This is a genomic window from Neisseria sp. P0006.S004, from assembly GCF_051963015.1.
Classification (GTDB): domain Bacteria; phylum Pseudomonadota; class Gammaproteobacteria; order Burkholderiales; family Neisseriaceae; genus Neisseria.
In genome coordinates this window covers 357155-369953 of record NZ_JBQCUS010000002.1, presented here as the reverse complement: position 1 = coordinate 369953, position 12799 = coordinate 357155, and the positions used below count along the sequence as shown (strand labels likewise).

Here is a 12799-nt window from a genome sequence, read left to right as displayed (position 1 = left end):
CGATTCTAGCATAAACAGCCTGTTTCATGTTTGATTCGGCTGAATTTCCCTACACCTGCATTTCAAACACAACAAAAATGAAACAATCTACCTACTCAGTTTTCAGACGGTCTGACTGAATATTTAGTTCAACTTTATTCATCAAGCATTCCAAAAGCAAGGGACTGTACCGTAAAGATAAAACGTTTTTAAATTATCGATTATTTGCTCTACGCTTGAAATTCCTATTACTTTGACTTAAAATACACTGCTTCTACGGCATAGACCGCTATGTCTGAAAAAGCACGTTACACAGCAAAATCAAAGCTGCGGAGCGTGTTTTTTTTTAGCCGAGATTTCCGAAGGCTGTCTTTTTTGTAAACAATTTTTATTTTTCAGACGGCCTGACCCATTTTTTTTCGAACCGACCATCATCAGGCAAACAGGATTCCATCATGACCACTCCGGCTCTTCTCGTTCTCGCTGACGGCAGCGTATTTCACGGCACATCAATCGGTTACGAAGGTTCGACTTCCGGCGAAGTCGTGTTCAACACTTCCATGACCGGCTATCAAGAAATCCTGACCGACCCTTCCTACTGCAAACAAATCGTTACCCTCACCTACCCCCACATCGGCAATACCGGAACCAACGCCGAAGATGAAGAAAGCCGCAGCGTTTACGCCGCCGGTTTGATTATCCGCGACCTACCGCTCTTGCACAGCAACTTCCGCGCATCCGAAAGCCTGCACGACTATTTGGTACGCAACCAAACCGTCGCCATCGCCGATATCGATACCCGCCGTCTGACCACCCTGTTGCGTAAAAAAGGCTCGCAAGGCGGTGCAATCTTGACCGGTACAGATGCCACCGTTGAAAAAGCACAAGAACTGATTGCCGCATTCGGCAGCATGGTCGGCAAAGACTTGGCAAAAGAAGTTTCCTGCACAGAAACTTACGAATGGACCGAAGGCGAATGGGAATTGGGCAAAGGTTTCGTTACCCCTTCCGAACAGCCTTACCACGTCGTCGCCTACGATTTCGGCGTCAAAACCAACATCCTGCGCATGCTCGCCTCACGCGGCTGCCGCCTGACCGTCGTTCCGGCGCAAACCAGCGCGGAAGACGTGTTGGCACTCAATCCTGACGGCGTTTTTCTGTCCAACGGCCCCGGCGACCCCGAGCCTTGCGACTACGCCATCAAAGCCGTACAAAAACTGATGGAAAGCGGCAAACCAATTTTCGGCATTTGTTTGGGACACCAGCTGATCAGCCTCGCTATCGGCGCAAAAACCCTGAAAATGCGCTTCAGCCATCACGGTGCCAACCACCCGGTACAAGATTTGGACAGCGGCAAAGTCGTCATTACCAGCCAAAACCACGGTTTTGCCGTCGATGCCGACACTTTGCCTGCCAACGCACGCATTACCCACAAATCCTTGTTTGACAACACCTTGCAAGGCATCGAGCTGACAGACAAACCCGTGTTCTGCTTCCAAGGCCACCCTGAAGCCAGCCCGGGTCCGCAAGATGTCGGCTATCTGTTTGACAAATTTATTGACAATATCAAAGCAGCAAAACAATAAAACTGATTTTTTCAGACGGCCACACTCAACTCAACAACAGGCCGTCTGAAAACCAAACTTCAAAAATATAAATTCAGGCACACACTCTCTCAACATCTACACAGTCTGAAACCCAACCCTCGAATCAGAAAGGAAAACCCATGACAGAAAAGCAAATGCGCATTCTTTCCGTCGTAGCCACCCTGACCGCCGTCGGTATGTACGTTTCCTATATCCCACAAATCCAAAACAACCTTGCCGGCAACCCCGGCTCGCCGCTGCAACCCCTCGTCGCCGCCATCAACTGCACATTATGGGTTGCCTACGGCTTTTTAAAAGAAAAACGCGACTACCCCGTCATGCTGGCAAACGCCCCCGGTATCATTTTGGGCTTGATTACATTTATCACTAGTTTTTAAGGAAGTTTTCAGACAGCCTGTGCAAAATAAAAACGCAAAAGGTTGTCTGAAAAAGAGTCACCAAAATATCAACGGTAGGAATTTTTCAGGTAGCTTTTTATCGAAAGGCAGATGGAACAAACGCCGCGAGCGTTTTTTCAGACGACCTTTGAATCCATCGGTAGGGTGTGTGCCGCCAGGCACGCACGCGGTGGGTTGGAGTTGCAGGGAAAATGGGGAGCGCGCGTGCGTGCGTACCGCACACGCCCTACATGTGGGCTACGGCTTGCTTTATTGTTCATTTTTGATAAGTTAGGATAATTTATGACAGGAATTTCACATGAAGAAGCTAGCAAGTGGGCAAAAAAAGAAATATTTGTTGGGGCTATACTTGGATTATGTCTCGGTATTCCTGGAACATGGCTAGTACGAGAAGGTTTATATCAAGACAACAAAGAAATACTTAATAAACAAATAACAGACTTAAAGGAAGAAAAAAGCAAACTGGAAGAAGAAAAATCAACTCTAAGAGAAAGCCTTGCCACTTGCGAAGCACAAAAAACAGGATTAGAAAACTCGATACAGAAAGATTATGTACGAAAAGAAGAGTTGAATCGCTGCCAGCAAGATTATGCTCAAAAATCAGATCAAAACCAAAGAATAAACGATGAAAATATAAAACTTTCATCTCAATTGCAAACCAAAAGTGCATGTTTACAAAGACAACAGCACTTACAACAACAATTAGACACTATAAGAGAAGAACTCCAATCCGGATTTGCAAAAGGATTCGTTATGCATAGACTTACCGAACAAGACCGAAATGAACGACAAGTCCAGCAAGAACAACTTGTAGCACAGTTAAATCAAATCAATTGCCAATAATTTTCAAAGAAAGACCCTCCCCATGCCCAAACGTACCGACCTAAAATCCATCCTTATCATCGGCGCCGGCCCTATCGTTATCGGTCAGGCCTGCGAATTTGACTATTCGGGCGCACAGGCCTGCAAAGCCTTGCGTGAAGAAGGCTATAAAGTCATTTTGGTAAACTCCAACCCCGCCACGATCATGACCGACCCTGAAATGGCGGATGTTACCTACATCGAGCCGATTATGTGGCAGACGGTGGAAAAAATTATTGCCAAAGAGCGTCCTGATGCGATTCTGCCCACAATGGGCGGCCAGACCGCGCTGAACTGTGCGCTGGATTTGGCGCGTAACGGCGTATTGGCGAAATACAACGTCGAGCTGATTGGCGCGACCGAAGACGCGATTGACAAGGCGGAAGACCGCGGCCGCTTTAAAGAAGCGATGGAAAAAATCGGTTTGTCTTGCCCGAAATCTTTTGTCTGCCACACCATGAACGAAGCTTTGGCAGCGCAAGAACAGGTCGGCTTCCCTACCCTGATTCGTCCTTCTTTCACGATGGGCGGTTCGGGCGGCGGTATTGCCTACAACAAAGATGAGTTTTTGGCGATTTGCGAACGTGGTTTTGATGCGTCGCCTACGCATGAATTGCTGATTGAGCAGTCCGTTCTCGGCTGGAAAGAATACGAGATGGAAGTGGTGCGCGATAAAAACGACAACTGCATCATTATCTGCTCGATTGAAAACTTCGACCCGATGGGCGTGCATACCGGCGACTCCATCACTGTTGCGCCTGCACAAACATTGACCGACAAAGAATACCAAATCATGCGTAATGCTTCGTTGGCAGTGTTGCGCGAAATCGGCGTGGATACTGGCGGTTCAAACGTTCAGTTTGCGGTGAACCCTGAAAACGGCGAGATGATTGTCATTGAGATGAACCCACGCGTAAGCCGTTCTTCTGCGTTGGCATCTAAAGCAACGGGCTTCCCGATTGCCAAAGTAGCGGCCAAACTGGCTGTCGGCTTTACGCTGGACGAGTTGCGCAACGACATTACCGGCGGTCGCACTCCTGCATCATTCGAGCCTTCCATCGACTATGTCGTGACCAAAATTCCACGTTTCGCCTTTGAAAAATTCCCTGCCGCAGACGACCGCCTGACCACGCAGATGAAATCTGTGGGCGAAGTAATGGCAATGGGCCGTACCATTCAAGAAAGCTTCCAAAAAGCCTTGCGCGGTTTGGAAACCGGCTTGTGCGGCTTCAACCCTCGCAGCGAAGACAAAGCGGAAATCCGCCGCGAACTGGCGAACCCGGGCCCTGAGCGTATGCTGTTTGTAGCCGATGCGTTCCGCGCAGGCTTCACACTGGAAGAAATCCACGAAATCTGCACCATCGACCCTTGGTTCTTGGCACAAATCGAAGACTTGGTGAAAGAAGAAAAATCGGTTTCAGACGGCCAGTTGCAAGATTTGGATTATGCCGCTTTACGCCGTCTGAAACGCAAAGGCTTCTCTGACAAACGTTTGGCACAATTGTTGAACGTAAGCGAAAAAGAAGTCCGCGAACACCGCTACGCGCTGAAACTGCACCCGGTTTATAAACGCGTTGACACCTGCGCCGCCGAGTTTGCTACCGAAACCGCCTACCTCTACTCCACTTACGAAGAAGAATGCGAATCCCGTCCTTCCGACCGTAAAAAAGTGATGATTCTCGGCGGCGGTCCAAACCGTATCGGCCAAGGTATTGAATTTGACTACTGCTGCGTTCATGCCGCACTCGCCCTGCGCGAATCCGGCTTTGAAACCATCATGGTCAACTGCAACCCCGAAACCGTGTCCACCGACTTCGACACCAGCGACCGCCTGTACTTCGAGCCGCTGACATTGGAAGACGTATTGGAAATCGTCCGCACCGAAAACCCATGGGGCGTGATTGTTCATTACGGCGGCCAAACTCCGCTCAAACTGGCCAATGCCTTGGTGGCAAACGGCGTGAACATCATCGGCACATCTGCCGACAGCATCGACGCCGCCGAAGACCGCGAACGCTTCCAAAAAGTGTTGAACGACTTAGGTTTGCGCCAACCGCCCAACCGCATCGCCCACAACGAAGAAGAAGCCCTCGTTAAAGCCGAAGAAATCGGTTATCCGTTGGTTGTCCGTCCTTCTTACGTACTCGGCGGCCGCGCCATGCAGATTGTTCACTCAGCCGAAGAGTTGCAAAAATACATGCGCGAAGCCGTACAAGTTTCCGAAGACAGCCCTGTATTGCTCGACTTCTTTTTGAACAACGCCATCGAAGTGGACGTAGACTGCGTTTCAGACGGCCAAGATGTCGTTATCGGCGGCATCATGCAACACGTCGAACAAGCAGGTATCCACTCCGGCGACTCCGGCTGTTCATTGCCTCCATACTCATTAGACGAAGAAATTCAAGACGAAATCCGCCGTCAAACCAAAGCCATGGCATACGCACTGGGCGTGGTCGGCTTGATGAACGTACAGTTTGCCGTACAAGACGGCGTGGTCTTCGTACTGGAAGTGAACCCACGCGCCAGCCGTACCGTACCGTTCGTATCCAAAGCCACCGGCGTACCGCTCGCCAAAGTCGGCGCACGCGTGATGGCGGGCATTTCTCTGAAAGAGCAAGGCGTAGAAAAAGAAGTCATCCCGGACTTCTACGCCGTTAAAGAAGCCGTGTTCCCATTCATCAAATTCCCGGGTGTGGACACCATTCTCGGCCCTGAAATGCGCTCTACCGGCGAAGTCATGGGCGTAGGCGCAAGCTTCGGCGAAGCATACTTCAAAGCCCAACTCGGCGCAGGCGAACGCTTGAGCACAACAGGCAAAGTGTTCCTCGCCGTACGCGACGAAGACAAACCGCTCATCGTCAAAACCGCACAAAACTTCCAAGCACTCGGCTACGGTGTCTGCGCCACTCGCGGTACTGCCGAATACTTGAAAGAACACGGCATCATCGTGCAAGCGGTCAACAAAGTGCAGGAAGGCCGCCCACACATCGTGGACGCCATTAAAAACGGCGAAATCGCACTGGTGGTCAACACCGTCGGCAGTACAGTGCAATCTGTTACCGACAGCCACAGCATCCGCCGTACCTCCCTCACCCAACGCGTACCGCAATACACCACCATCGCCGGCGGCGAAGCCATGAGCGAAGGCGCAAAAAGCCGCGAACACTTGGGCGTGTACAGCGTACAGGAATTGCATGGCCGTCTGAAAAACAAAGCCTAATCAATCCTATCGGATTTAAATAGTTAAAAGGCCGTCTGAAACCTGATTGCTCAGTTTCAGACGGCCTTTTCATATTTCAAATTCCAACCGTCTATCCATCAAAACAACCTTTTCTGCCATCTCCAAACAAGCAATAGCAACATGAAATATAATTTCGTTATTGATTGGATTCATACGACAAAATTGTTGTTTTTTCATCATAATCCAAAAATATCGAGTTTAACGCCTATTCTCCTTGCTTTATAATGGCCGTCTGAAATAAAAATACAATTAAAGCAGAAGCATGTCTTTGCAACTTAAGCAGATTTGCATAATTAAATATATGCTTTAATCATAATAATGATAAAATAATACGGCTTTCCTCTAAATTAAAGGGAAAACTGCACAAGAAACGGAAAATAAAATGAGTGTCGGATTATTGCGTGTTTTGGTTCAAAGCCAGACCATCTCAAATCAACAAGCGGAACATTACAACAGCCTTTTACAATCAGGCAAAGAAATCCTGCCCAACCTGTTTTCAGACGGCATCATCTCCCCTAAAGCTTTGGGGGAGTTAGTTGCGCGCGTATTCAGCTATCCCCTTTTGGATTTGCACTACTACCCGCGCAATAATGTAGTCAGCGACATTCTGACGGAAGAGCAAATGGTGCAAAACCGTTGCATTCCGATTTTCAAACGCGGACGCAAGGTTTATTTCGCCGTATCCGATCCGACCCAAATCCAAAACTTTCAAAAAATCGCTTTTGCTTCAGGTTTAAGTGTCGACTTGGTAGTGGTTCCCGACGACCAGCTCAGCTCATTGCTGGAATGGCTGGGCCAACGCTCGACCACCATTCTGAAAGAAATCAACGACGAACATGAAGCAACGCAGCAATCTCAATCGCTTTATATCGATAACGAAGAAGCTGAAGACGGCCCTATCCCCCGCTTCATCCATAAAACCTTATCCGATGCCCTGAATGCGGGCGCATCAGACATCCACTTTGAATTCTACGAGCAAATGGCACGCGTCCGTTTCCGCGTGGACGGACAATTGCGCGAAGTCGTACAGCCGCCTGTCGCCGTGCGCGGCCAGTTAGCATCGCGCATCAAAGTGATGGCGCGTTTGGATATTTCCGAAAAACGTATTCCGCAAGACGGCAGAATTCAAATTGCCTTCCATAAACACGGCCGTCCGATTGACTTCCGCGTCAGCACGTTGCCGACATTGTTCGGCGAAAAAGTGGTAATGCGTATCCTAAATTCCGATGGTACATCGCTCAATATCGACCAGCTCGGTTTAGAGCCTTTCCAAAAAGAAATGCTGCTTGAAGCTATCAACCGCCCTTACGGCATGGTGTTGGTTACCGGCCCGACAGGTTCGGGCAAAACCGTTTCGCTCTATACCTGCCTGAGTATTTTGAACACGGAAGATGTGAACATTTCAACGGCAGAAGATCCGGCCGAGATTAACTTGCCGGGCGTCAACCAAGTCAACGTCAATGAAAAACAAGGTCTGACGTTTGCTGCCGCACTCCGATCCTTCTTACGCCAAGATCCTGATATTATTATGGTCGGTGAGATTCGTGACTTGGAAACCGCCGACATCGCCATTAAAGCCGCCCAAACCGGCCACATGGTTTTCTCTACCCTGCATACCAATAATGCACCGGCCACGCTGTCCCGCCTTTTGAACATGGGTGTAGCGCCTTTCAACATCGCCAGCTCGGTCAGCCTGATTATGGCGCAAAGGCTGTTGCGCAGACTGTGTCCAAACTGCAAACGCGAAGTTGAACGCCCGCCGGTTCCGGCATTGAAAAAAGCCGGCTTTACCGATGCGGACTTGGCTCAAGATTGGAAGCTCTACCGCCCGGTTGGCTGCGACAGTTGTCGCGGCAAAGGCTTTAAAGGCCGCGTCGGCATTTATGAAGTCATGCCGGTCAGCGATGAAATGCAAAAAGTCATTATGAACAACGGTACAGAAGTTGATATCATGAACATGGCCTATCAAGAAGGCATGGTAGACTTGCGTCGCGCCGGCCTCATGAAAGTCATGCAAGGCCTGACCTCGTTGGAAGAAGTGACTGCTCATACCAATGACTAAACTGCCATATTTTCGAAAATTAAAATAAAGCGGCACGGGGAAACAGTCCGCTTTATTTCTTACAAACAAGGGATAACTCATGGCTCAAGCAGAGCAAAAAAGAAGTCTGTTCGGCTCAAGAAGCAAAGGCAAGCGTTTTACATTTGAAGGAAAAAATACCGAGACCGAACGTCTTGTCCGTGGTGAAGTAGTTGCCAAAGACGAAGAAGAAGCACGCAAAAAACTCCAACGCAGAGGCATTCGCCCTTTGCGTATCAGCAAAGTTAAAACCGCACGCAAACGCCGTATTACCCAAGAAGACATTACAGTGTTCACCCGCCAACTGGCAACGATGATGAAGGCAGGCTTACCGCTGATGCAGGCTTTTGAAATCGTTGCACGCGGCCACTCCAATCCGAGCATGACCGAAATGCTGATGCAGGTTCGCTCCGATGTCGAACAAGGTAGCGCATTGGGTAAATCATTCTCCAAATATCCAAAATATTTCGACCGTTTCTATTGCAACCTGGTCAGCGCAGGCGAGTCCGGCGGCGTATTGGAAAGCTTATTGGACAAACTGGCTGTCTACAAAGAAAAAACCCAAGCCATTAAGAAAAAAGTCAAAACCGCACTGACCTACCCGATTGCCATTATCGTGGTGGCGATTGCGCTTATCTTCATCATGATGATGTTTGTACTGCCTGCCTTTAAAGAAGTTTATGCCAATATGGGTGCAGAGCTGCCAAGCCTTACCCAACTTGTCATGAGCTTGTCCGATTTATTCGTCGACTACGGCTGGATTATGATCATCCTTTTGATTGTTTCTGCCTTCGGCCTGTACAAACTCCATGAAAAATCGCCTACCTTCCAAAAACGAATCGATGCTCTGATTTTGAGACTCCCTGTTTTTGGCACCATCGTCCGAAAAGCGACCATTGCCCGTTGGGCGCGTACGACTTCCACCCTCTTCGCAGCCGGTGTTCCTTTAGTGGAAGTATTAGATTCAGTTGCAGGCGCATCCGGCAATATTCTCTATGAAGAAGCTACTCAAGACATCCGCGCCAAGGTAACCCAAGGTCTATCGCTGACATCCAGTATGCAAAGTACGGATATGTTCCCCAATATGGTGATCCAAATGGCGGCCATCGGCGAAGAGTCAGGCTCTTTGGATGATATGCTGAACAAAGCAGCCGAATTCTACGAAGATGAAGTAGACAACTCCGTCTCCCGATTGTCTCACTTGATGGAGCCTATCATCATGGTGGTATTGGGATCGCTCATCGGTATCTTGCTGATTGCCATGTATCTGCCGCTGTTTAACTTGGGTAATGTCGTAGGTTGATATGTTTGATAGTACTTACTCTGCCATCGACACCCTCTCCGTTCTTGCGCCATTCGCTATTCCTTTAGCCGTTATTTTAGGATTACTGATTGGCAGCTTTCTAAACGTTGTCATTTATCGCACGCCGATGATGATGGAACGCGAATGGACACAATTTTCTAAAGAACATTTGGGCATCGAGCTGACAGACGAAGAAAAACAGCCATTTAATCTGCGCAAACCGGACTCACGCTGCCCAAAATGCAAAAGCCCGGTCAAACTTTGGCAAAACATCCCTATCCTCAGCTATGTTTTACTGGGTGGGAAATGCCACTCCTGCAAAACCGCTATCGGCATACGCTATCCGCTGATTGAGCTGCTGACAGGCGTCTTATTCGGTATTGTCGCGTGGCAATACGGCTGGTCATGGGCGACTATTGGCGGATTAATTTTGACTGCCATATTGATTGCGCTGACCTTTATCGATGCCGATACGCAATATTTACCCGACAGCCTGACTCAGCCCCTAATTTGGATCGGCCTGCTGTTTAATCTTAATGACACATTCGTGCCCCTGCATTCAGCCGTTTGGGGCGCAATCGCAGGCTATATGAGCCTTTATGCTTTATGCGCCGTCTATAAACTTCTGACCGGTAAAATCGGCATGGGTAATGGCGACTTCAAACTTTTGGCCGCGCTCGGGGCATGGCTGGGCGTAGGTATCTTGCCTGTTCTGATCTTCATGGCTGCCTTGGTCGGACTGGTGGGCGCACTCATTGCCCGCGTCGGTAAAGGTCAATATTTTGCTTTTGGTCCCAGCCTTGCTGTAGCAGGATGGATTATTTTGGTTGCCAATGCACCTATTACCCAACTGGTACAATGGTGGCTCGTACAATCAGGATTCCGATAATGACATTATGGATAGGCTTGACCGGCGGTATCGGTAGCGGCAAATCATCTATTGCCCAAATGTTTGCCGAACTTGGCGTACCCATTATCGATGCCGATGCCATCAGCCGCTCACTGACCGCTGAAAACGGCGAAGCGCTTCCAGCCATCCGCCAACTTTTCGGCAATGAGTTTTTTGATCATGAAGGCCGTCTGAATCGTATCGCTTTACGGGAAGAAGTTTTCAGACGGCCTCAATCTAAAAAACAACTGGAAAATCTGCTTCTGCCATTAATATTAAACAAAATCCAACAGCAGAAACAACAACTTATATCCTCTACTTACGGCATTGTCGATGTCCCGCTTTTGATTGAAAATCCGGTATTTAAAGCGGAGACTGACCGCATTTTGGTTGTAGATGTTCCAGAGTCCGTCCAAATCGAACGCGTACACCAACGCAATGGTTTTTCAGAAGAACAAACGCGTCAAATCATGGCAACCCAAGCTTCTCGCTCTGACAGACTGCTTCATGCCGACGATGTATTGGACAATACCCATAGCTTGGAAGAAGCAAAAATCAAGGTTGCCCGTTTGCATCAATACTATCAATCCATTGCACAATCACTGAAAGAAACTGCATGACCGCTCCTGTTGTAAAATGTCCAACCTGCCACAAAGAAGTCGTTTGGAACACCGACAGCCCCTACCGCCCTTTCTGCAGCAAACGGTGTAAACTCATTGATTTAGGTGAATGGGCACAAGAAAAATACACCGTTTCTTCGGAAGACGACCCCTTTTCAGACCTATTGGACGGCAAATAAACTGCGCCGCTTCCTTCAGCCTATCCAAAACAGGCTCAAAACAGTAAAATACCCTCTTTATTCCAACCTATTCCATCCACCATGCTCACCTTCCAACAAATTATTTTCAAATTACAAAACTACTGGGCAGACAAAGGCTGCACCGTTATCCAACCTTTCGATATGGAAGTCGGTGCCGGTACTTCGCATCCAGCCACCTGCCTGCGCGCATTAGGCCCAGAGCCTTGGTTTGCCGCTTATGTTCAACCCAGCCGCCGCCCCAAAGACGGCCGCTATGGCGACAACCCCAACCGCCTGCAACATTACTATCAATTCCAAGTTGCGCTCAAACCTGCGCCAGCCAATATTCAAGACCTATACCTCGATTCCCTGCGCGAATTGGGTATCGACCCTAAAGTACACGACATCCGCTTTGTCGAAGACGACTGGGAAAACCCTACTCTCGGCGCTTGGGGCTTGGGTTGGGAAGTTTGGCTCAACGGCATGGAAGTAACCCAATTCACCTACTTCCAACAAGTCGGCGGTATCGACTGCTCCCCTGTACTTGGTGAAATCACCTACGGTATCGAGCGTCTTGCCATGTATCTGCAAGGCGTGGAAAACGTGTACGACCTCGTTTGGGCAAAAACCCTTGATGGCAACATCGTCACTTACGGCGACGTTTATCATCAAAACGAAGTCGAACAATCCACCTACAACTTCGAATACAGCGATACCGATTGGCTCTTGCGCCAATTCAACGACTATGAAGAACAAGCCAAACGCCTGCTTGCAGTTGAGGACACCAGTCTTGCCCTGCCTGCTTACGAGCTTGTACTCAAAGCCGGCCACACGTTCAACCTCTTAGATGCACGCGGCGCCATTTCCGTTACCGAACGCGCAACCTACATCGGCCGTATTCGTGCACTGAGCCGTATCGTTGCTCAAAAATTCGTTGAAAGCCGCGAGAAACTGGGCTTCCCATTGCTTAAAAACCAATAAGCCCGCACATGCTTACCACGCCGCCCTTTGATACATTCAAGTGGCGGCGTTTCTATTTTCAGACGGCCTTAACGTCAATGCCATTGCAAACACTTCCAGCCTGCTTTCAGGTAAAATAAGCCCTTTATTACATAAACCGTCTGAAAACATGAGTTCATCCTCTACTGCAAAAATTCCCTTTTTCTTACTTTCCCTCGTTGCCATCATTCTTGACCAACTGAGCAAATGGGAAATCTTGAAACACTTTACCGAAGGCGAACGCCTCAATATCATTCCAGACTTTTTTGACCTGACCCTTGCCTATAATCCAGGCGCGGCATTCAGCTTTTTGGCCGACCAAGGTGGCTGGCAAAAATTCTTCTTTTTAGGTCTGGCCGTCGTTATCAGCCTGTATTTGGCCCGTGCTATCTGGCGCGATGAGTTTGGCCGCTGGGGTAAACTGGGGGCTGCCATGATTATCGGCGGCGCGATTGGCAATGTGGTTGACCGTCTGATTCACGGCCACGTTGTCGATTTTCTGCTTTTCTATTGGCAAAACTGGTTCTACCCCGCATTTAACATTGCCGACAGCTTTATCTGCGTTGGCGCAGTTTGCTTGGTAATAGATGGTTTGCTGCACAAAAAAACACCTTCAAACGACACAAAGGCCGTCTGAAAACGG

The 12799-nt window shown here is 48.9% G+C and carries 11 protein-coding genes; all 11 read left to right on the top strand.

What is annotated here, in order from left to right; translation table 11 throughout:
- Positions 1 to 434 precede the first annotated feature (434 nt).
- The 11 genes from carA (at position 435) to lspA (ending at position 12793) form a co-directional block, all read left to right on the top strand.
- Positions 435 to 1565, top strand: coding sequence for a glutamine-hydrolyzing carbamoyl-phosphate synthase small subunit (gene carA, locus ACTHR2_RS04775; RefSeq protein ID WP_263340433.1), 1131 nt, complete (start codon positions 435 to 437; stop codon positions 1563 to 1565).
- A gap of 140 nt (positions 1566 to 1705) precedes the next feature.
- Positions 1706 to 1963 carry a SemiSWEET family transporter gene (locus ACTHR2_RS04770; protein ID WP_016687622.1) on the top strand — a complete coding sequence of 86 codons (258 nt, stop codon included), beginning with the start codon at positions 1706 to 1708 and terminating at the stop codon, positions 1961 to 1963.
- Between the two features lie 303 nt (positions 1964 to 2266).
- On the top strand, positions 2267 to 2827 hold the full coding sequence (locus tag ACTHR2_RS04765; RefSeq protein ID WP_263340425.1) for a hypothetical protein: 561 nt from the start codon (positions 2267 to 2269) through the stop codon (positions 2825 to 2827).
- A gap of 22 nt (positions 2828 to 2849) precedes the next feature.
- Entirely contained in the window at positions 2850 to 6065 is a 3216-nt protein-coding gene (gene carB, locus ACTHR2_RS04760) for a carbamoyl-phosphate synthase large subunit (protein ID WP_440375418.1), read from the top strand.
- A gap of 403 nt (positions 6066 to 6468) precedes the next feature.
- Positions 6469 to 8148, top strand: coding sequence for a type IV-A pilus assembly ATPase PilB (gene pilB / locus ACTHR2_RS04755; protein ID WP_107810558.1), 1680 nt, complete (start codon positions 6469 to 6471; stop codon positions 8146 to 8148).
- A 79-nt stretch (positions 8149 to 8227) separates the two neighbouring features.
- Positions 8228 to 9469 (top strand): type II secretion system F family protein, encoded by a 1242-nt coding sequence (locus ACTHR2_RS04750; protein WP_063069313.1) that lies wholly within the window; start codon positions 8228 to 8230, stop codon positions 9467 to 9469.
- 1 nt (position 9470) lies between these two features.
- Positions 9471 to 10358: a prepilin peptidase gene (locus ACTHR2_RS04745; protein WP_263340414.1), complete on the top strand. Its 888-nt coding sequence runs from the start codon at positions 9471 to 9473 to the stop codon at positions 10356 to 10358.
- Positions 10358 to 10978, top strand: a complete 621-nt coding sequence (gene coaE / locus ACTHR2_RS04740; RefSeq protein WP_263340410.1) for a dephospho-CoA kinase — start codon at positions 10358 to 10360, stop codon at positions 10976 to 10978. The genes ACTHR2_RS04745 and coaE overlap by 1 nt, the downstream gene beginning before the upstream one ends.
- The gene (gene yacG, locus ACTHR2_RS04735; protein ID WP_003682475.1) at positions 10975 to 11157 is read left to right on the top strand and encodes a DNA gyrase inhibitor YacG; all 183 of its coding nucleotides are present in this window, start codon (positions 10975 to 10977) and stop codon (positions 11155 to 11157) included. Before coaE ends, yacG begins: the two co-directional genes overlap by 4 nt.
- Positions 11158 to 11238: 81 nt before the next feature.
- Positions 11239 to 12138 (top strand): glycine--tRNA ligase subunit alpha, encoded by a 900-nt coding sequence (gene glyQ, locus ACTHR2_RS04730; RefSeq protein ID WP_440375417.1) that lies wholly within the window; start codon positions 11239 to 11241, stop codon positions 12136 to 12138.
- A 148-nt stretch (positions 12139 to 12286) separates the two neighbouring features.
- Complete coding sequence (lspA, locus tag ACTHR2_RS04725) at positions 12287 to 12793, top strand: signal peptidase II (protein ID WP_263340404.1); 507 nt, start codon at positions 12287 to 12289, stop codon at positions 12791 to 12793.
- Positions 12794 to 12799 lie beyond the last annotated feature (6 nt).

What these genes read in the sequence shown, in the direction of transcription:
- carA (WP_263340433.1), top strand. Translation starts at nt 435, where the DNA reads ATGACCACTCCGGCTCTTCTCGTTCTCGCTGACGGCAGCGTATTTCAC.
- ACTHR2_RS04770 (WP_016687622.1), top strand. Translation starts at nt 1,706, where the DNA reads ATGACAGAAAAGCAAATGCGCATTCTTTCCGTCGTAGCCACCCTGACC.
- ACTHR2_RS04765 (WP_263340425.1), top strand. Translation starts at nt 2,267, where the DNA reads ATGACAGGAATTTCACATGAAGAAGCTAGCAAGTGGGCAAAAAAAGAA.
- carB (WP_440375418.1), top strand. Translation starts at nt 2,850, where the DNA reads ATGCCCAAACGTACCGACCTAAAATCCATCCTTATCATCGGCGCCGGC.
- pilB (WP_107810558.1), top strand. Translation starts at nt 6,469, where the DNA reads ATGAGTGTCGGATTATTGCGTGTTTTGGTTCAAAGCCAGACCATCTCA.
- ACTHR2_RS04750 (WP_063069313.1), top strand. Translation starts at nt 8,228, where the DNA reads ATGGCTCAAGCAGAGCAAAAAAGAAGTCTGTTCGGCTCAAGAAGCAAA.
- ACTHR2_RS04745 (WP_263340414.1), top strand. Translation starts at nt 9,471, where the DNA reads ATGTTTGATAGTACTTACTCTGCCATCGACACCCTCTCCGTTCTTGCG.
- coaE (WP_263340410.1), top strand. Translation starts at nt 10,358, where the DNA reads ATGACATTATGGATAGGCTTGACCGGCGGTATCGGTAGCGGCAAATCA.
- yacG (WP_003682475.1), top strand. Translation starts at nt 10,975, where the DNA reads ATGACCGCTCCTGTTGTAAAATGTCCAACCTGCCACAAAGAAGTCGTT.
- glyQ (WP_440375417.1), top strand. Translation starts at nt 11,239, where the DNA reads ATGCTCACCTTCCAACAAATTATTTTCAAATTACAAAACTACTGGGCA.
- lspA (WP_263340404.1), top strand. Translation starts at nt 12,287, where the DNA reads ATGAGTTCATCCTCTACTGCAAAAATTCCCTTTTTCTTACTTTCCCTC.